This is a genomic window from Dactylosporangium roseum (assembly GCF_025264685.1).
In the GTDB taxonomy this organism is placed as follows: domain Bacteria; phylum Actinomycetota; class Actinomycetes; order Mycobacteriales; family Micromonosporaceae; genus Dactylosporangium; species Dactylosporangium roseum.
On record NZ_CP073721.1, the window covers coordinates 5079661 to 5099467 of the forward strand.

19 protein-coding genes are annotated in these 19807 nt (G+C 70.8%); 8 read left to right on the top strand and 11 right to left on the bottom strand.

Annotated elements, in window-relative coordinates; genetic code table 11:
• The first annotated feature begins 21 nt into the window (after positions 1–21).
• The 5 genes from Drose_RS23775 (at position 22) to Drose_RS23795 (ending at position 4148) form a co-directional block, all read left to right on the top strand.
• A complete protein-coding gene (locus Drose_RS23775; protein ID WP_260723516.1) occupies positions 22–615 on the top strand; it encodes a hypothetical protein in 594 nt (197 codons plus the stop codon).
• A 190-nt stretch (positions 616–805) separates the two neighbouring features.
• Positions 806–1444: an SGNH/GDSL hydrolase family protein gene (locus Drose_RS23780; protein ID WP_260723517.1), complete on the top strand. Its 639-nt coding sequence runs from the start codon at positions 806–808 to the stop codon at positions 1442–1444.
• Between the two features lie 532 nt (positions 1445–1976).
• Positions 1977–3026 (top strand): AI-2E family transporter, encoded by a 1050-nt coding sequence (locus Drose_RS23785; RefSeq protein ID WP_260723518.1) that lies wholly within the window; start codon positions 1977–1979, stop codon positions 3024–3026.
• Positions 3027–3204: 178 nt separating this feature from the next.
• Entirely contained in the window at positions 3205–3591 is a 387-nt protein-coding gene (locus tag Drose_RS23790) for an SHOCT domain-containing protein (protein WP_260723519.1), read from the top strand.
• Positions 3592–3641: 50 nt separating this feature from the next.
• On the top strand, positions 3642–4148 hold the full coding sequence (locus Drose_RS23795) for a DUF1269 domain-containing protein (RefSeq protein WP_260723520.1): 507 nt from the start codon (positions 3642–3644) through the stop codon (positions 4146–4148).
• Positions 4149–4332: 184 nt separating this feature from the next.
• On the opposite strand, the gene Drose_RS23800 is transcribed toward Drose_RS23795, so the two are convergent.
• The 10 genes from Drose_RS23800 to Drose_RS23845 all read right to left on the bottom strand — a co-directional run bounded on the left by Drose_RS23800 (position 4333) and on the right by Drose_RS23845 (position 14173).
• Positions 4333–5361 (bottom strand): MBL fold metallo-hydrolase, encoded by a 1029-nt coding sequence (locus Drose_RS23800; RefSeq protein WP_260729795.1) that lies wholly within the window; start codon positions 5359–5361, stop codon positions 4333–4335.
• Between the two features lie 67 nt (positions 5362–5428).
• Positions 5429–6709 carry an MFS transporter gene (locus Drose_RS23805; protein ID WP_260723521.1) on the bottom strand — a complete coding sequence of 427 codons (1281 nt, stop codon included), beginning with the start codon at positions 6707–6709 and terminating at the stop codon, positions 5429–5431.
• A complete protein-coding gene (locus tag Drose_RS23810) occupies positions 6697–7659 on the bottom strand; it encodes a MurR/RpiR family transcriptional regulator (RefSeq protein WP_260723522.1) in 963 nt (320 codons plus the stop codon). Before Drose_RS23810 ends, Drose_RS23805 begins: the two co-directional genes overlap by 13 nt.
• Positions 7660–7661: 2 nt before the next feature.
• Positions 7662–8783, bottom strand: a complete 1122-nt coding sequence (locus Drose_RS23815) for an extracellular solute-binding protein (RefSeq protein WP_260723523.1) — start codon at positions 8781–8783, stop codon at positions 7662–7664.
• Between the two features lie 58 nt (positions 8784–8841).
• A complete protein-coding gene (locus Drose_RS23820; RefSeq protein ID WP_260723524.1) occupies positions 8842–9933 on the bottom strand; it encodes a hypothetical protein in 1092 nt (363 codons plus the stop codon).
• Positions 9934–10181: 248 nt separating this feature from the next.
• Positions 10182–11075, bottom strand: a complete 894-nt coding sequence (locus Drose_RS23825) for a polyphosphate polymerase domain-containing protein (RefSeq protein ID WP_260723525.1) — start codon at positions 11073–11075, stop codon at positions 10182–10184.
• On the bottom strand, positions 11072–11692 hold the full coding sequence (locus tag Drose_RS23830) for a DUF4956 domain-containing protein (protein WP_260723526.1): 621 nt from the start codon (positions 11690–11692) through the stop codon (positions 11072–11074). Before Drose_RS23830 ends, Drose_RS23825 begins: the two co-directional genes overlap by 4 nt.
• 84 nt (positions 11693–11776) lie before the next feature.
• On the bottom strand, positions 11777–12454 hold the full coding sequence (locus tag Drose_RS23835; RefSeq protein WP_260723527.1) for a response regulator transcription factor: 678 nt from the start codon (positions 12452–12454) through the stop codon (positions 11777–11779).
• Complete coding sequence (locus Drose_RS23840; RefSeq protein ID WP_260723528.1) at positions 12451–13926, bottom strand: sensor histidine kinase; 1476 nt, start codon at positions 13924–13926, stop codon at positions 12451–12453. Before Drose_RS23840 ends, Drose_RS23835 begins: the two co-directional genes overlap by 4 nt.
• A complete protein-coding gene (locus tag Drose_RS23845) occupies positions 13916–14173 on the bottom strand; it encodes a hypothetical protein (protein WP_260723529.1) in 258 nt (85 codons plus the stop codon). The genes Drose_RS23840 and Drose_RS23845 overlap by 11 nt, the downstream gene beginning before the upstream one ends.
• 165 nt (positions 14174–14338) lie before the next feature.
• Here Drose_RS23845 and Drose_RS23850 point away from each other — a divergent pair, with 165 nt between their 5' ends.
• Positions 14339–15736, top strand: a complete 1398-nt coding sequence (locus Drose_RS23850) for a protein kinase domain-containing protein (protein ID WP_260723530.1) — start codon at positions 14339–14341, stop codon at positions 15734–15736.
• 99 nt (positions 15737–15835) lie between these two features.
• On the opposite strand, the gene Drose_RS23855 is transcribed toward Drose_RS23850, so the two are convergent.
• A complete protein-coding gene (locus Drose_RS23855) occupies positions 15836–17128 on the bottom strand; it encodes an alpha/beta fold hydrolase (protein WP_260723531.1) in 1293 nt (430 codons plus the stop codon).
• A gap of 322 nt (positions 17129–17450) precedes the next feature.
• On the opposite strand from Drose_RS23855, the gene Drose_RS23860 reads away from it, so the two are divergent.
• Together Drose_RS23860 and Drose_RS23865 are read left to right on the top strand one after the other, a co-directional pair.
• Positions 17451–19295, top strand: a complete 1845-nt coding sequence (locus Drose_RS23860) for an APC family permease (protein ID WP_260723532.1) — start codon at positions 17451–17453, stop codon at positions 19293–19295.
• A 207-nt stretch (positions 19296–19502) separates the two neighbouring features.
• On the top strand, positions 19503–19805 hold the full coding sequence (locus Drose_RS23865) for an urease subunit gamma (RefSeq protein ID WP_260723533.1): 303 nt from the start codon (positions 19503–19505) through the stop codon (positions 19803–19805).
• Positions 19806–19807 lie beyond the last annotated feature (2 nt).

Here is a 19807-nt window from a genome sequence, read left to right on the forward strand (position 1 = left end):
GTCGTCAGATGACGGATGCCGGTGACCGATCGGGTCAGCAGCCATTCCTCGGAGGCCTTCTTGCACGACGAGATGCGTCATCCGTCCGCCCCCGGGACACCCGGGGCTTCCTACCCACCGCGGCCGTCGGCCCGCCCACCCGCCGCGCTCTACGTCGCGCTCAGCCTCCTCCTGCTGGGCGGCCTGTTGACGTTCGTCGACTGGTACGTCGACCGCCGGTTCCTGGCGGACATGTTCCGGGGCAGCGACGACATGGCCGAGATACTGCCCAAGTTCTCGATCGCGCGCCTCGTCGCGAGCGCGGTCGGCGTCGTCGCGGCACTCGGGCTGCTCGTCGCGACGTTCCGCGGTGTCAACTGGGCGCGCACCCTCCTCGCCGTCGCCTGCTTCGGCTACGCACTGGCGAACATCGGCGCCGCCCTCAGCGCCGCTTTCCTGCTCGTCGCCGGCCGCGGCGCGTTCAACGAGGGAGGAGACACCACGTCGACCCACGTCTCGGTCCTCAACGGTCTGTCGCTGGCCGTCGACGTGATCCTGTTCCTCATGGTCATGGTCTGCGCCTTGATCCTGCTCACCGGAAGGACCAAGGCGTTCACGAAGGCCCCGTCGCGCTGACGGCAACGGCACCGCCCGGTCGCACCACGGCGGTGACCGGTCGCCCACCGATTTCCCCGCGCGGCGCGGGCTCGGACGGCACCGCGACCACCACCGAATACAGTGAGCACGCCGCCGCGGACGGCCGACGCCGGACTCCGCGACGAGCACCGACCCGTCGGCCATCTCACCAGGACAGCGAGCGATCCAGATGCTTTTCGAAGCCGGGCAACGTGTCGTCTTCATCGGCGACAGCATCACCGACTGCGGGCGCCGGGACGCGCACGCGCCCTACGGCAACGGCTACATGAGCCTGGTCCGGGCCTTCATCACCGCTCGCCGGCCGGACGTGCCGCTCACCTGGGTCAACCGGGGCATCAGCGGCAACACCGTCCGCGACCTGGCGGCACGATGGGAACGGGACGTCATCGAGCAGCGACCCGACTGGCTGAGTGTCATGATCGGCATCAACGACGTGTGGCGGGCGTTCAGCGACCGCGCCGCCGAGGCGGTGCCGCTCGACGAATACGAGGAGACGCTGCGCACGCTGCTGCGTCGCGCCGTCGACGCGACCGGTTGCCGGCTGGTGCTCGCCGACCCGTACATCATCGAACCCGACCGCGGCGAGCCGCAGCGCGCCGAGAGCGACCGTTACACCACGGTCGTGGCCAAGCTGGCCGGCGAGTTCGGCGCGCTCCACGTGGCGACGCAGCAAGCCTTCGACGACGTCCTGGCCTGTTCGCCACCGAGCCGGTGGGCCGCCGACCGGATCCACCCGGAGCTGCCCGGACACGCCGTCATCGCCGACGCGTTCATCCGCGCCGTCCTCGAGCCGCCGGTCGTCGGCTGACCCGCGGGTGACCTGCGTGGTCAGGTTGCCGGGCACCTCCTCGAAGCCGCGGGTGCCGGCGCGTCGAGCCCGGCACCCGCCGCCTCGATCGTCGCGGTGACCGGCCCGGCCCGTTCGCGTTCGCCCCGGACCGGTCCCCGCCGGCGCCGCGGGACGGCCTCCCGATTCGCCCTTCCCGGGTGGTGCCCGCCGCGACCGGCGTCGCGGACCCTGGAGCGGGCTACGCACGACGCGACCTGTTGAACGGCGGCAACTGAGCAAGGGAGTCGCTGAGCATGGCTGGACAGAGCGCACCACCGGGACCGGCGACGCGTCGGGCGGAGCCCCCTGGCGGATGGGCCGGCGGCTGTTTCGTGATCCAGGCGCTGGCCGTACCCGGCCGGAACGTCCCGGTGTGATGGCCGGCACTGCCGACGGCCGATCGCGGCGGGGTTCGCCGGGGCCTGAGAGGTTGCCCCGCCCCGGCCGGGCACCGTCACGGTTGTGGCACCGGTTGCGAACGGTGGGCGCCGCGGCCTGGTCACTTGTCGGTGTGGCGGTGTTGGTGGTCGCGGCGTTCCTCCTGCTCGTCGTCCTGCGACCCATCGTGATCTCGCTGCTGGTCGCCCTGTTCCTGGCCATCGCCTTCCTGCCGGTCGTCGACGGCCTCGCGCGGCGCCACGTGCCCCGCGGCGTCGGCGCCGCCACCACGCTCCTCCTCGTGATCGCACTGGGCGCCGGCGCGATCGCGCTCGTCGTGTGGGGCGTGGCGAGCCAGCGGGCACAGATCAGCCAGAACCTGAACGCGGCGGTCAGCGAACTGCACCGCATCCTCGCCTCGGCAGGAGTCGACGGCAGCCTCGCCGAGGCCGGCCGGCAATCCGTGCGCCAGTCGGGGAACACGGTCCTGGCCGGCCTGCTGCCGGCGCTGGGCAACCTCCTCGGCGCCAGCGTCAACATCCTGCTCGGCCTGTTCGTGGCCCTGTTCGTCTGCTTCTTCCTGCTCAAGAACGGTCACGCCATCGCCGCCCGGGCCGCCGCACGGCTCCCGCTGCCCGAACACCTGGGTCAGCGCCTGCTCGGCCGGGCCGCCACCGTCGTGCGGCGCTACTACGTCGGGCTGGCCCTGATCGGGGCGTTCAATGCCGTCGCGGTCGCGATCGGCGCGCTGATCCTGCGTGTACCGCTGGTCGGTGCGATCGCCGTGATCACGTTCCTCGGAGCGTATGTGCCCTACCTCGGCGCGGCGGTCGCGGCGGCCTTCGCCGTGCTGATCGCGCTCGGCAGCGGCGGGCAGTCGGCCGCCCTGTGGATGATCCTGGTCGTCGTGCTCGCCAACGGCCTGCTCCAGAACCTCGTCAGCCCGGTCGCCTTCGGCGCCACGTTGCGGATGAGCCCACCGGCGGTCCTGCTCGCCACGCTGGTGGGCGGCGCGCTGGCCGGCGTCGCCGGACTCGCGCTCACCACGCCGGTGACCGCGATCGTGACACGCTGCGTCGAACTCCTGAGACAACCGCCTCCGGCGGCGGGCCCCGACAACCCGCCGCCACCCACGGGCCCGGTGTCCGACGATCATCCGGCGCAACCGGATCCGGGGCAGTGAACCGGGCTGACCGGGCCGCGGGCCGGGAAGCGGTCACGCCACCCGGCCGGGAGAAGGCCGGTGGAACGGCCGCACGACGATCGTCATCCCGTCCGGGCGAGGCGGTTCGGCGACGCGATGATGACCGTTGCAGCTAGGCGGAGACGCCCGCACGGACAGCAGTCGGGAGGGAGCACCGATGTCTTCGTATCCGCTGTTGGATGTATTCCTGACCATGCTCTGGTACTTCGTCTGGTTCCTCTGGATCTTCCTGGTCATCACGGTGCTCATCGACGTCTTCCGCAGTCGTGACCTCAGCGGGTGGGCGAAGGCGGGCTGGATGGTCCTCACCATCGTGCTGCCGTTCGTGGGCGTGCTCGTCTACCTGATCGCACGGGGTGACCGGATGTTCGTGCGCAAGGCCGGCGAGTTGCAGACGCGCGAGGAACAGTTCCGGGCGTACGTCAGGGACGCGGCGGGCGGCGGAGGAACCGCCGAGGAGCTGACGAAGCTCGCCGAACTGCGGCAGCACGGCGTCATCAGCGAGGCCGAGTTCGAGCGGGGCAAGGCCAAAATCCTTGGCTGATCGGCATCCACGAACGGGTGCCGTCGGCTCGCGATCTGGGAGGAAGCATCATGAGTGATCTGATTGCGATCGGATACCGCGACGTGTCCACCGCCAACGCCGCCCGGGAGAAGATCATCGACCTGCAGCGGCAGGGACTCATCACCGTGCGCGACGCCGCCGTGGTGGACGTCGCTCCTGACGGCAAGGTCCGGGTGCATCAGGCGGCGTCCGCGACCGGTGTCGGAGCGACCAGTGGAGCCTTGTGGGGTGGCCTGATCGGGCTGCTGTTCTTCGCGCCGTTCCTCGGCATGGCGGTCGGTGCGGGCGCCGGCGCGCTCGCCGGCAAGGCCACCGACGTCGGGGTAGACGACAAGTTCATGAAGGACCTCGGCGCGACACTGCAGCCCGGCACGGCGGCACTGTTCCTGCTCATCGACCAGGTCACCGTCGACAAGGTCATGGCGGAGATGGCGCCGCACCAGTTCGGCGGCCAGCTCCTGCGCAGTTCGCTGAGCGTGGAGGCGGAGCAGCGTCTGCGCGACGCCGTCGACGCCTTGCATCTGGCACCCGCCTGACGAACGGCATGCGCCGATGAACCGGCCGGGCCGTGGACGGTCGCGGGGTCAGCGGAACAGGCGCATGTCCCCGCGCCGCCGGCCCGGGCCGGCGGGCCGGCCATGAGGCGTTCAGGAAGACCGCGATGACGCGGCGGTTTCGGTCGGTGCGCCGCGTGTCCCGGCCCGGTGTCCGGCCCGGCCGTCACGCTCGCAGCGTCCACGCGTCGACCGGGCCCGGGCCGCGCACGACCTGCCCCAGCCGTTCCAGCCGTGCGAGGTGGGCGAGGGTCTCGCCCACGGCCGAGCGCCGGATGAAGCCCTGGATCTCCGGCCAGGTCCGCGACCAGGTCAATTGCTCGGCGACGTGCCAGGTGGTGGCGCCCGGCCACGCGGCGAGCACTCCGCGGATCTCGGCCAGCCGGGCCTCGTGGTGGCGGAGCAGGTCGTCCGTGCGCTCGCGGAGGCCGGCGAAGCGCCACTCGTGGGCCGGCAGCACCTCGCCGACCTCCAGCCCGCCCGCCTTCTCCAGCGACGCCATGAAGTCGCCGAGCGGGTCGGCCGGCTGATCGGAGGACAGGGAGACGTTCGGGCTGATCCGCGGCAGGATGTGGTCGCCGGAGAACAACAGGCCGCGGGTGTCGTCGTGGTAGCACAGATGACCGGGCGTGTGGCCGGGGGTCCAGACGGCCCGGAGCTCCGGCAGCGGCCGGTCGCCGTCTTCGATCAGCCGGTCCGGGTCGGCGAGCATCAGCCACGGACGCAGTTCGTCGACGGTGCCGCTGAGTGCGGTGGCGTCGGCGTCGGTCCCGCCGCGTGCCAGCACCCAGCCGTACATGCGCCGGACGATGGCCTCGATGTCGTGACGCTGCTTGAGGACCTCGGCCTCCAGCGCGTGCATGCCGATCCACGCGCCCGACGCCTCGCGGACCCGACCGCTGAGCCCGTGGTGATCGGAGTGGACGTGCGTGACCAGCGTCGCCCGCACGTCGGTGACGGAGGCGCCGATGGCGGCCAGGCCGGCAACGAGCGCGTCCCACGCCTCCTGTGTCGGCCAGCCGGTGTCGATGATGGCGATGCCGTCGGGCCGCTCGAAGGCGTAGACCAGCACGTATCGCAAGGGGTTGTCCGGCATCGGCACCGGCACCGACCACAGTCCGGGCCGGACCTGCTCCACCGGCGGCACCGTCTTGGCCAACCACGCCTCGCGTTGCGCGATGCCCGTCGCATCCATCACGCTGTCGATCAGACCGCTCCGGGCGGCGCACCACAACAGCAAACGCCCCCGCGTGACAAATCTCCTAGGCGGCGGGACCCGGCGAACTGCGCGCGAGCGCGCGGGTCCGACCGCCGCCGCCCGAGGGCTCGGCACGGCGCAACGCCCGCCGGGTGCCGAGCCCGAGGGCCGTCTGGATGCCGGCCAGCAGGAGCAGGACCAGCCAGGGGACGGCATACCCGTCGCTGGCGTCGCGCAGGGCCCCGAACAGCAACGGCCCCGACGCGCCGGCCGCCTGGGAGACGAGCATGATCGCCGCACCGGCGCCCACGGCCGCCCGCGCATCGGCCGAGACATCGGCGATGGCGAAGTTCACCAGGGCGAAGCTGGCCCCGTGGCCGAAAGCGAGCACGATCACGGTCGCCCAGGTCACGAGGGTGCCCGGGCCGCCGGACCCGGACATGGGCAGGGTCAGCATCGCCAGGGCGCCGAGTCCGAGTGTGCAGCCGGCTGCCGCGCACAGCGTGCCCAGCCGCCCGAATCGCTGGGCGAGGAGCGGGGCGCCGAGCCCGGTCACCAACTGGAAGGCCGAGAAGGCGCCGAGCAGCACTCCGGCCTGCGCGGCCGGCACGCCCCGGCTGACCAGTGTCGGCACCAACCAGGCGATCTGCGCGAAGACACTCATCGACTGCACCGCCAGGAAGGCGGTCAGCAGGCGCAGCCAGGGCAGTCCGAGCGCGGCCCGCAGTGTGGACCACGCGCTGCCCGCTTCGCGGTCCTCGGTGCCGGCTCGTTCGGTGGTGTCCGGGCCAGGGGCGCCACGCCTCGCCGCCAGCGTCCATACGACGGCGGCCACGACGGCGACCGCTCCCAGCACCAGGGCCGCCTGCCGCCATGAGCCGGTGCGGGCAACCGCCTGGGGCACGGCAAGGGAGGCCAGATAGAACCCGGCCGAGCTGCCGAGCATGATCATCGCTACGCCCGGACCGGCGTGGCGTGGCATCAGCGCCCGGACCACGGCCGGCAGTACGGTGCCCAGCAGCCCGGCGCCGAGCCCGCCCAGCGCGGCCGCCGACCAGATGCTCCAAGCACCGGGAACGAGCAGGACCGCTTGGGCCAGCGCGGTCAGGACGAGCGACGCTCCGACGACGGCGGCTACGTCGAAGCGCCGCTCCAGCCTGAGCGCGAGCGGGGATCCCAGCGCGATGAGCACGATCGAGACCGCGGACACCGTGCCGGTGACCGCACCGCCCGCGCCCATCTCCTGCTCCACCTGCGCGGCGGCGGCTCCGATCGCGGCCAGAACGGTCCGTAGGTTGAATGCGCAGAGCAGGACGAGCGCGACGGCACGAACTACAGCCGCCATGCTGATTCTTCGTCGTGGAACGCGGCGAGGTTCGCGATGGCCCGGTCGCCCAGCCGCACGGCGACCGCGAGGTAGAGGGCATCGAGGACGGCCAGGTGGGCGAGCCGTCCGGACAGCGCGCCGAAGCGAAAGTCCAGTTCACGGCCGCCGGCGACGAGGACGACGTCGGCCGCGCGGACGAGCCGGCTGCGGCCGAAACTGGTGATGGCGAGCACCAGTGCCCGGCGGCTCTGCGCGAGTTCGGCGTAGCGGATGAGCTCCTTGGTGGCGCCGGTGTGACTGACGCAGACGACGACGTCGTCGGGCGTGACCCGGCGGCATTGCAGGAGCTTCATGTTCGGCGACTCGGGCGCCATGGCGTCGAGGCCGATCGAGGCCAGCCGGTCCTGTGCCTCGACGCACACGTTGTAGGAGGAGCCGAAGCCGAGCAGCAACACCCGGCGCGCGGCCGACAGCCGGGCGGTGGCGAGGTCAAATGCCTCCGGAGTGATGCTCGACGTGATTTCCCTGAGCAGCTCCGCGTTGAAGTCCATGACGGTACGCAGCACGTCGTACGGTTCGGACTGCGCGTCGATCGTCCAGCTCACCTGCGGACGACGGGTGGCCAGCTCGCGGGCCAGGTGAATCTTGAGATCCTGGTAGCCCCGGTAGCCGAGTTTGTGACAGCACCGCACCGCCGTCGACTCCGCCGTGCCGGCCCGGGACGCCAGCTCGGCGACCGTCATGTTCACCACGCCCTCGGGATCGTCCAGGATCGCCTGAGCGACTTTACGGTCCCCGGGCGGCAGCGACTCGAGCATCGATCGCACAGAGGCGAGCACTGTCTTGTCCCCGACCTGCGCGCCGCTCTTGCGGATGCGGCGAGACCCGGTCCCCCGCACCGCGGCGATGGCCGGGTGCGGCTGCTCCGGGGTCTGGTCGGTGCCACCGGCCGTCGGTACCGAACTCATCGTCAGATCCCCTTGTCGGTGGTGGGCGGGTCGGAGTGCGGGCGGGGGACCCAGTGACGAACGCCGTGGGCCGCTCGTTCGCGGTCGAAGCATGCCAGAGTGCGCAGCCCCTCGACGAGCACTCGTGCCGCGGCGTCCATCCCGGCACCGGCGTCCAGCACCTTGCCGACCGTGTAGTTGTCGGTGACCCCCTGGACGACGCCGCTGCGTCGCCCGAAGAGGTTCGACAGCGTCACCACGGCTGACGCCTCGCGGTCGTTGCTCAGCACACCGGCGCGCACATAGTAGTCGATGATCTCGGTGTGCCGCGGCTGCAGGTAGCCGCCCACCGACGGCCGGCCGGTGCCGACGGTGTCGGAGTCCGACGATCTGGTGACGCCCACGTGCAGGTTGGCACCGGTGTCATGCGCGGCCTGCACCAGCGCCGCCACGACGTCGTAGGACGGTGCGGCCGGAAAGGCCGGCGTGATGTACGCCCGGGTCATGCCGTCGTCACGAACCACACCGGAGGACACGACGACGTCGCCGGGGCCGACCACCGGCCGCACACCGGCGCCGGAGAGGGCCGGCGCCATCGCCACGAAGTCCTCGTAGGTCTGCGGCGGGGTGAGCTTGAGCTTGTCGAAGAGCGTCTTGTTGTAGAAGAAGGTGGTGACCGCGACACCGGACAGGGGGACGGCCCACACCTTGCCGTTGACGGTGAACGGGGTCAGCGCGCCCTCGGCGAGCCGGTCCTTGACCTGGGGGACCATGTCGTCGAGCGGTTCCAGCATGCCCTTGGGCTGATACGAGGTGTTCACCGGGTTGCCGGCGCAGACGATGACATCCATCTGCTCACCGGCGAGCTGCGCGTTCGAGGTACGGGTGACCTCATCGGCCATCTGGCCCCGGGCGTCGAAGACGATCTTCGACACCTGGGGGTTTTCGGCGATGAAGCCCTCGGCGAGGGCGTTCTGGACCTTGGTGTAGACGTCCTTGGTCGCGTTCGCCGGGATGGTGTTGAACTGGTTCGGCCCGAAGACCACAAGCTTGATTCCGTCAGTCTCCGATGGCGAGTCGGACGAGCAAGCGGCGACGGAGAGCAGGACGGCGACGGCGACGGTTGCGGCGAGCTTGCGCCTCATTGGGATACACCTCATTTCAGGGCGGTGCGGAGGAAGCGGAGGGCGGAGGATGGGGTAGTCATACCGGTAACTCCATGTCGTACATCCGGTCACCGAAGGTGCGGCGGCTGCCCCACCCCGGCTCCAGGTCACGGACCTGGCCGACGGCACCGACGACAGCGATGGCCGTCAGCACGGACGCCACCTGCAGGGCCGGGCCGCTGCGCGGTAGCACGATCTCCGCGTGCGGGACGACGTCGGGGAGATACGCCAGCGTCGCCTCGACAAAGTCCGCGTCACGCCTGCCGTAGACCGAGAGAATCCCGGTCTTCTCCGGCGACTTGAGCACTGTCTGATACCGCCCGTGCACGAAGTTGCGCACCTCGGCGACCTGCAGAAAACCGAGCGCGCCTTCGGCGTACTTGGAGTCGATGTCGACGGCCACGGCCGTCGCCTCGGGCGTGAAGTTGAGCACCGTGTGCTCCCGGGAGAGCACCGGCGCCAGCCGCTCGGCGAGCCAGTTCACCTGCTCGGGCACGGTCGCACCGGCCGGTGCCGTACGGACCTGCCGGCCCGGCCCGCCGAGCGTTGGGAACAGCTCCGCGATCGACGCCGGCAGGGCGTCATCGTCCCGGCCGAAGCGCTCCGGATAGGCTTCGGTCATTGCGCGAGCCGCGACGACGACCTGGCCGAGCAGGGCGCTGACGGAGACCCAGCCGTGAATCTCGGGCAGCAGGTCGTAGCCGAAGACCGGGGCGGGCGTGTCGGCGAGCAGCCGGGCGACGGGCGAGCCGGTTCGGCCGCAGAATACCCCCCAGCGGTCGGCGTCCCGCGAGAGGAGCTTGGCACCGCGGACCGAGTCGCCATGACCACCGCCGGCGGTCACCAACAGGCCTCGCCCAGCACGCAGCCGCAGGGTCGCGTACTCGAGGTCCATCGGCGTGCCGAACCGTGCGAGGTTACCCGTCGCGTCCTCGTGCAGACACGCAAGCGCCGCCGCGACGGCGAGCGACCCGCCGGCGCCGATGGTCAGCAGTGACCCGTCCCGTCCCGCGCGAAGCCACGCGGCGAAGTCCGAGACGTCGAACGCCATCGCGTCCTTGTACGTCTGAGCGAGCTGTCCGAGCTCCTCCCGGTACGGGATCCGTACAAACGTGTCGAAGTCGAACACCACACATCCTCTCTCCCGGCCGCACATTGGGAGCATCATTCCAGTGATGAGGAGTATGGCTGGAAATTCCATCCGGTAGCTATCTAGGTGGATCACAATTCCGCAACGTTGCCGGCCCGGGCCGGCCAAAGGCGACCCGCCTTTTCCCTGCACAGACGCGGGGGCCGGCGAGTTGACGGCTGATCTTGACGGTCGACCGGCCCGGCGCCGGCAGTCAGGGACAGGACCGGCCTTCGGCCGGCCGGGCCTCAGTGCGGGCGGTGGTCACGCGCGACGCCACCGCGGCTGTCGCGGCCGGCGACGGTGCGCAGGGTGCGGTGCCAGGGGTTCGCCGGCAGCCCCGGGTGAAGCATCGCCACCGCGACGCAGTACTTGCTCATCACGGCCGGGCGGACCCCCAGGCCGCGCAGGATCCGATCGACCGGCGTGCTCTGGTTCGCCGACTTCACCTCCACGAGCACGTGGTCACGCAGGCCCGGCGCCAGCCGGTCAGGCGGCCTCCGCTCCGCTGCGGCCGCACGACCTTCGAGCCGAGCCCACGATGACCGGCCCCTCCACTGCGCTCCGGACCAGTCATCGGCCGAGCACACCAGCCCGACGTCGCAGGTGAGCCGCGTCGACCGGTCGTCGGTGACGAGGGTGGCCCGCCGGTAGCGGGTGCGCAGCACCGGCCCCAGGGCCGGTGGCGTGATCTGGTAGGCGTCGCCCAGGGCCTCGCGCACGAACCCGAGCCCGGCACCGGTGAGCCGTTCCCGGTCCGCGAACGGATAGCGGAGGCGCTGTTTGACGGTCACCCCGCGGGCCCCCTTGAGCTTCACCTCCAGCAGGCATTCCCCGCTGTCGAGGTAGCTACGGGTACGCACCTTGTACCGCCGCCGCCGGCGTTGCAGGTGGGCGCGGTAGGTGTCCAGGTCGGCGGTGTCGAAGTAGACCGAGTCGTACTCGAACAGGCGCCGACCGTCGATCTCCAACGCGGTCACGCCGGCGCCGAGGGCGGCCACGAACGCGCCGGCCGACCGCGCGGGGAGAAGGTACTTCCGGTCGACGCGGGTGAGCAGGGCGGCGGCGGAGGTCACGTCCGCGAGGGACACCGGCGGCAGGCCGGTCAGCGCCTGCCGCAGGGCCTGTTCGGCGGTGGTCATCGCAGCACCGGCGCGGGGGCCGCGGTGGTGGGCCGGTGGGTCGCCGGGGTGGTCCTCGATCGCCCGGAACGCCGGTGCGCCCGGTACCGGACGTCGACGACGGTGACGTCGCGGACGTAGTCGACCTCGGCGACGTACAGCTTCGTGATCTCGCCGCCGAGACGGTACGCCAGGTCGGCGCGCAGGGCGTCCTCGTCGTCGTGTACCACGTCGAGGGTCACCATCCGCCGCTCGGCCCGAGCCAGCAGCCTCGGGTGGTCCGCCACGTACATGACGGCGAGCAGTCCCAGGTTGAGGCCGATCATGACCCGCAGGTCGACCGGGCGCAGGCCGTTGATCAGGCCGAGAACCAGTGCGATGAAGTAGTAGCCCACCTCACCTTGCGCCATCGTGTCGGACCGCAGGCGGATGATCGAGAGCACGGCGAAGAGCCCGAAGCCCACGGCGAGATCGACCCGGTGCACCGCGAGCAGCACCGCGACGGCGAAGATGCCGGCGTTGAGCGCGACATAGCCCAGGAGCAGGTCCCGGCGACCGTGGCGCCGGAAGTACAGCAGGTACCCGAGTATGACGATCGCGGTCAGGTCGACGGCGGCGTTCTGCAGCAGGACTGGCATCCGATCCTCCACGTGGTGCGGGTGATACGCGCACAGCCTGCGGCCCGGGCGTGAGATCGGGATGAGCGGCGGATGAGAGCCTCCTCATGCACCCGGTGGTCTGCGGTCGACGAGCCGGTACCCCACCCCGCGCACCGTCTCGATCCGATCGGCGCCGAGCTTGCGCCGGAGGTAGCGAATGTAGACGTCGACGACGTTGGAGCCGGGATCGAAGTCCAGGCCCCACACGTAGCTGAGCAACTGCCCCCGGCTCAGTATCTGACCGGCGTGCCGGACCAGCGCCTCGGCGAGCGCGAACTCGCGTGCCGACAGCTCCACGACCCGATCGCCGGCCCGCACGGACCGGGTACGCAGGTCGAGCGTGAGATCACCGGCGGACAGCCGGGTCGGCTCCGTCGCCTGGCGTGGCACCAGCCGCAGCCGGACCCGGGCGAGGAGTTCCTCGAACGCGAACGGCTTCGCCATGTAGTCGTCGGCACCGCCCTCCAGGCCGGCCACGGTGTCCGGGACGGTGTCCCGAGCGGTGAGGATGACGACCGGCATCGCCACCTTCTCGGTCCGTAGTTGCCGGAGCACACTGAGCCCGTCCCGCCCCGGCAGTCCCAGGTCCAGGATCATCAGGTCGTACGTGCCACTGCGCCCCTCGGCGTACGCGGCGTGCCCGTCTTCGACCACGGTCACCACGAACCCGTGCGCCCGCAGGCCCTTCGCCACGAACGAGGCGACCCGCGACTCGTCCTCGACCAGCAGGATGCGGCTCATGGCAGGTACTCCTCCGCTCGTTCCGGCTCGCGTGCCGTCTCGTCCGGCCCGACGGGGAGCAGCAGGCTGAACGTCGCGCCGCGCCCGGGGGCGCTTGACAATCGCACCGTGCCGCCGTGCGCCGCGGCGATCACCTTCACGATGGACAGGCCCAGACCCACGCCGATCGACCGGTTCCGGGCGTCACCGCCGCGGACGAACCGGTCGAAGATCCGGGTGGCGATGACCGGATCCACGCCCGGCCCGGTGTCGCGTACCCACAGCCGCAGGGTCGTGCCGTCGTGGGCGGAACCCACCTCGATCACGTCGCCGGGGCCGGTGTGCGCGGCGGCGTTCGCGGCGAGTTGCAGCAGCGCCTGCGTCAGGCGTTGCTGGTCCGCCACGACCACCACGTCGGCGACGCCGCCGAGCATCCACCGTCGCTCGCCGAGGACCTGCGCCTTGACCAGCGTGTCCATCGTCAGGTCGCCGGCGTGCACGGGACCGGTGACCAGGAAGTCGGGCTGGCCGGCCTTCGCGAGTACGAGCAGATCGTTGACAATGCGCGCCATGCGGTCGAGTTCGTCGGTGACCAGGGCGACGGTCTCCGCCCGCTCGACCGGGTCGTCACCCATCAGTTCGAGGTGACCCCGCACCACGGTGATCGGGGTGCGCAACTCGTGTCCCGCGTCGTCGAGGAACTGGCGCTGGGTGGCGAAGGCGTCCTCGAGCCGGTCGAGCATGGTGTTGAAGGTCCGGGACAACGCGGCGATGTCGTCGGTGCCGCGCACCGGGATGCGCCCGCTCAGGTCGGTGGAGCTGATCCGCTCGGCGGTCTGGCGTACCAGCCGGACGGGGGCGAGGATCTGTCCGGCCAGCAGCCACCCGGTCATCGCCGCGAGCAACAGCGCGGCCAGCCCGACGACGGCCTGGATGCCGATGCTGTGGTCGACCTCGGCGCGCTCCAGGCCGCGGAACTCGATCACCACGAGCGCGCCGGGGCGCGGGTCCGCGGGCAACCGCACCGGCAGCACCGCGTACCGGACCCGGCCCGCGCTCGTGTCCGCCCAGCCGGCGGTCGCGTCCCGATGGCTGGTGATCTTGGCAACGAAGGCGGCGTCCTCGTCCAGCCGGGCCGGTGGGACGCCGGCACTGCGCCGGTCAGGAACGCCGGACACCAGGGAGAAGTACATCTCGTGCCGGTCCGGCACGTTGTGTTGCAGGTGCCGGGCCAGGAAGTCGTCCACCCGCTGGTAGGGGCCGCCCGTCGCCGGATCGACGGCGGTGGCCGCGAAGGCCCGTAGCTTGCGGGCCTCCTGCTCCAGTTCCCGGTCCAGCCGGTCGTCCAGCCGATCCAGCAGCACCATCCGGGTGACGGCCACCGACACCAGCAGTGCCAGCGCCACGAGCAACAGCATCCAGCCCAGGATCCGCGTTCGGGCACTCGGCCACGACAGGCCGGGACCCGTGTCGCGGAGAGCCTCAGTCGTCATCGTCGTCGTCATCGTGACCGGCGGACGGTGGTGGTGCCGGCTGCACCTGGGTGGCACCCGGCAGGCCAGGGCCGCTAGGGGACGGCTGGGGGGCCGCAGTGGGAGTCGTGGTGGCGTCCACGACGATCATCGGACCCAGGTCCGGTGGCGGGTTGCGGAACGCGAAGACCTGCGCGGCCAGCAGCAGCCCGACGAGCAGCACCACGGCCAGCGCGACCGTACGGGGACGGAGCATGGTGACGATCATCGTCTGTGCACCTCGGCAACCGCATGAACCTGTGATGAGAACTCTCTCACCGAACGACCGCTCGGCGCCCGGCGCACGGCCCCGGGCCGGTGGGCCCGCCTTCGACGCACATCGTTACGCTGGCCGAATGTGCACCATCCCGATCGCTGTGCCAAGGTGTCGTTCGTGACAGGACGAGTGTTGGCCGGGCGGTACGAGCTGCGCTCCTTGATCGGCCGCGGCGGCATGGCACAGGTGTGGGCCGGCCACGATCAGCGCCTTGACCGCGACGTCGCGGTCAAGTTGCTCGAGCACACCGACCTCCGCGACAGCACCGTGCTGGACCGATTCGACCGTGAGGCCCGCACCGTCGCGAAGCTGTCCCACCCGAACATCATCGCGATCCACGACGTCGGCACCGACCACGGAACTCCGTTCCTGATCATGGAACTCGTCGAGGGGTCCAGTCTGGCCGATCTGCTCATCGCCGGCCCCGTCGACCCGACCCGGGCCGTGGACATCGCGATGCAGGTCTGCGACGCGCTCACCGTCGCCCACGCTGCCGGCGTCGTGCACCGCGACGTCAAGCCGGCCAACATCCTCATCACCGGCACCGGACAGGTGAAGGTCTGCGACTTCGGTATCGCCAAGATGACCGGCGCCGACCAGGCAAACCTGACCGCCTCCGCCCAAGCGATCGGCACCAGCGCCTACATGGCTCCGGAGCAGGTCGCCGGCGGCCCCGTCGACGCTCGCACCGACCTGTATGCGCTCGGCTGCGTGCTGTACGCCATGCTCACCGGTCAGCCGCCGTTCACCGGCGACAACGCTGTGCAGGTTGCCTGGCAGCACCTCAACCAGGCCCCGCCACCGCCGTCGGCGCGGTGCCCCGGCCTGCCGCCGCCGCTGGACGCGCTGATCGCCGCGCTCCTGGCCAAGCAGGCCGCCGACCGGCCGGCAACGGCGGCGAGGACACGAGCCGATCTCGCTCAGCTCGGCAGCGGACCAGCGGCGACGACGGCGATGCCCAGTATGGGCACCGAGCGAACGTTCCGAGCCAGCGCGGCGGTGCACCAACCGACTCGCACGATCCCGACCATGACCGCGGGGGACGACCCATCCGCCGTGCCCCAGCGATCCGGTCGCATCCGGCCGGGCAGCGCGGTCCTGCTCGCCTTGGCGGTCGCGGTCAGCGCGGTGGTCGTGTTCGCCCTCGTCCTCGTCGTCCGCTCCGGTATGCATGACGGTCGGACGGCAGCACCGGACGGCAGCACCACGGCATCCGCCGGCACCCCGCCGGCGGCCGACACTCTGTCGGCCTTGAAAGCCGCCATCGAGGCGCAACGCCGAGCCGGCCAGCTCGACGACGCCGACGCCCGGGAACTCACCGCACAGGTCGACGACATCGCTCGGTACATCAGCCAGAACGACACCGGCAAAGCCGCGGACAAAGCCGCCGAGCTCAGTAAGAGCCTCAACGAACTCCGCGACGAGGGCAAGATCGGTGAAGCCGGTTACACCGCCATCCTGGCGGCCGCCGGACGGCTCACAGCCGCGCTGCCGTCCAGCGAAGAACGCGACTGATCGGGGCCGACCGAGCACCGGCGACCATCCGTCTGAACGTCGACGGGTCGGACGTCCGGTCCGGAGCACCTCGTGCGGGTGATGCGCCACGCCTCGGATTCATCGTCCGATGTCAATTCCCTTGGTGTAGGCGGGCACCACCTTGGCGCTCTTCACGCCGTGATGCTTCTCGACATAGATCGCTCCGTAGCCCTGCACCGGCCCGTGTATCCAACCGGCCGGCCAGCACAGGTAGTCACCCGGCCGGTAGACGTTGTCCCGATCGGTGGCGACCCACCCTTGCAGGACCAGCACCTCTTCGTCGGATTCGTGCACAGCGAGGTCTGTCCGGCGGAATCCTTCGGTCACCACACCGACATCGGTGCATGAGCCGCCCTCCGGAAACCGGCGGAGTCGCAACTGTTTGATCTTGATTTGCTCCTCCGCGGGAACGAGGTCGTAGTCGCCGGCCTCGAGCATGTCGTCGACGCGCTTGACGACGAGATCACCGGCCGGCGCGGGAAGCGCCGAAGCCACCCGGGCGGCACCCCGATACCACAACAGCAACCGTGAGACCGACGGGCAGTCGACGTCCCGCGCACCAACACCGGGGTCGACGCGGAAGTACGTCACAGCGGCCAGTTCCCGCCCGTTGGCCGTCAGTGCACCGGACACCACGAACGCTTCGAGTTCGCAGTCGAAGGCCAGCGGCAACTCCCGGACGTCCCGCGGGTGTGTCGTGCGAGCGCTGTCGGCGGTCTGCTGGTACCACGGGTAGAACAGGTACATGTCCCGTCGCTCGTGCCACGCTTCCAGCAAATGGGTGCCGTGCATGTCCGCGACCATCGGGCGGATGTAGTCGGTCCAAAACTCTTCGATCTGCTCCGCCGAGTACATCCCGATGCCGTCGAGGACGAGCCGCTGCACGTGGTCGGGATACCGCACCGCGAGGTCGAGGGCTATTTTGGCGCCGGTGTGCGTGCCCCACACGTCCACGCCGACAAGATCGAGCTGGGACAGCAGCGAGCTCAGCAGGTCGGTGTAGCAGGCGATCTCGGGACGGTCCGGATGATCCGAGTATCCCTGGCCCGGGTTGTCGACGGTGATCAGCGTCCGGCGGTCGGCCCACGCCCGCATCATCGGTCCCAGATGTGACGCCGAACGGGGCGACGGGTGGAGCAACACGACCGGCGGCCCGTGCCCGATGCTGCGCACCAACAGGTGCACGGGCCTGCCGTCCTCGAGGGAGCCGGCCGCTACGACGCGTCGTGCGATCCGATCGTTGCTGAGCGGGGCCACCGGGCCGGGCCGCAACGTGCCCGCGGCCCAATGGTGGCGGCTCAGCACCTCGGCGAGCGGAACGTCAGCCGCCAGCGAGCCCCAGTTGAGGCCGCCGGCCTCGGCCGCGTCCACGCCGCCGGCCGGCCCAGCGCCCGACCGGTGCGATACATGAGCGGCGCGGGATTGTCGAGGGCGCCGACTCGAACTGCTTACACTTGCCAGGCGACCATAACCTTGTTCCACCCTGCGATCAAGTGTTCCACTTTCGGCTTGCAGCAGACCCCGCCGCCGGCTCGCCACCGGCGCCTGGAGGACAGCCCCGCGCCGTGGCCGAGCCACCCGCCCGACGAGGTCGCGCGCGGACGGCCGCGGGTTTGCCACCTGTCGCGGCGGGAAGGACGCGGGAGTAGCAAGCTGCTGCTTCGAGCACGAGGACTAGGTAGGCGGGCGGGCGATGAGCACGGCGGCGGCGGTGTGGCGTTTCCTCATCGGGCCCCCACTGCGGATACGGCAGGTGGCCAAGCAGCAGATCACGCCGATCGAGGGACTCCCCGCCCTGTCGCTCGACGCCCTGACGTCGGTCGCGTACGGACCGGAGGCGATCATCGTCGTGCTCGCGGCGGCGGGGCTCGCGGCACTGCATCTCGTGCTGCCGATCTCGATCGCGATCGTCGTGCTCCTGGCGATCCTGGTGTTCTCGTACCGCCAGGTCATCGAGGCATATCCGGGCGGCGGCGGCACGTACGCGGTGTGCCGGGCGAACTTCCCGCCGGGCGTCGGCCTGCTCGGCGCCGCCGCCCTCGTCGTGGACTACACGTTGACCGTCGCGGTCTCGATCGCCGCCGGCGTCGGGTCGCTGACGTCGGCCTTCCCCGCGCTGAGCCCGGCCACGGTCCCGATCTGCCTGGGCATTCTCGCTCTGGTCACGGTGCTCAACCTGCGCGGCCTCGGCGACACGGCCCGGGCCTTCCTGCTGCCCACGATGGTGTTCATCGTCGGATTGCTGGCGGTGATCGCGATCGGCCTGGTCCACCCGCTCGCGCCGCACGCACCGCGCCAGGGCCAGCCGCTGACGCCCGCGCAGGGGTTGGCGGCCGTCGGCGTGCTGCTGGTGCTGAAGGCGTTCTCGGCCGGGTGCAGCGCGCTGACCGGGGTGGAGGCGATCGCCAACGGCGTGCCCCTGTTCAAGCAGCCGCGGGTGGCCCGGGCCAAGCGGACCGAGCTGCTGCTCGGCGGCATCCTCGGCGTGATGCTGCTGGGCCTGGCCGTGCTCGCGAACCGCTGGCACATCGGCCCTCGCTCCGGTGAGACCGTCCTGAGCCAGGTCATCGCCATCGCCGTCGGCAGGAACTGGGCGTACTACGTGATGTCCGTGACCATCACCGTGGTGCTCATGCTGGCCGCCAACACCTCGTTCGGCGGGCTCCCGGTGCTGACCAGCCGGCTCGCCGGTGACAACTACCTGCCCCACCTGTTCTCGCTGCGCGACGAACGGCAGGTGTTCGCGGTCGGCATCTGGACCCTGGCGGGCCTGGCCGGGGTGCTGCTGGTCGCGGTGCGCGGGCAGACTCTCAGCCTGATCCCGCTGTACGCCATCGGCGTGTTCACCGCCTTCACGCTCGCCCAGTCCGGCCTGGTCAAACACTGGTGGACGACCCGGCCAGCGCGCTGGTGGTACCGGGCGGCCGTCAACGGCGTCGGCGCGGTCACGACCGCGGTGGCCACCGTGATCTTCCTGATCACCAAGTTCACCGCCGGCGCGTGGGTGGTCGTGCTGGCCGTGCCGGTCCTCATCACGCTGTTCGTGCGGACCCACGTCTACTACGCACGGTGCGGGCGCGCCCTCGGCCTGGACCTGGTTCCGGCCGAGCCGCGCGCCAAACCCACCATGGTGGTGGTGCCGGTGACCGGCGTGGACCGGCTGACCCAGCACGCGGTCGCGGAAGCCCTCTCGATCGGCTCGCGGGTGGTGGCCGTGCACGTGGTGGTCGAGGACACCGGCCAGGACACCGAGCGCGACCGCGAGCTCGATCGGCGGTGGGCCCGGTGGAACCCGGGGGTTCCGCTCCGGATCCTGCACACCGAATACGCCTCGGTGGCCCGGCCCATCGTGGCGTTCGTCGACGAACTCCGCCAGCGGCACGACGAGCAGATCGTCGTGCTGATTCCGGTGGCGCTGCCGCGTCGGCTGCGGTACCGCTTCCTGCACAACCATCTCGAGATGGCACTCACCGCCGCGTTGCGGACCCGCCCGGACGTCATCGTCGCCCGCGTCCCCATGCCGCTGCACATCCCATGAATTCACCCCGGCGCCGGCCTGGTCCTTGACGCGTTCGCCCGACGCACAAAATGATCTTGACTAGGCTGGATGGCAACTGCCGGACTCGTCGTCCGCCGTGGGTGCGGCGAGGAGAGGTCCCGATTCGTGCCGCCGGCATCGCGAGCGTCGCAACGCATGCCGGGCCTCTGGCCCGCATGTGTACGCGGGCGGATTGGAACGCGTGTCATGAAACTCACTCCCAGAGAACTCGACAAGCTGACCGTGCTCTGCCTGGCCCAGATCGCCCAGGCGCGCAAGGCGAAGGGCCTGAAGCTCAACCATCCCGAGGCCGTGGCGGTGATCTGCGCGGCGGCGCTCGAAGGCGCCAGGGAGGGCAAGACGGTCGAGGACGTGATGGCGGACGCGCGGTCCGTGCTGAGCAAGGACGACGTCATGGACGGTGTCGCGGACCTGGTGCCGTACATCCAGGTGGAAGCGGTGTTCACCGACGGAAGCCGGCTGGTAACGGTACACACACCAATCCGGTGAGG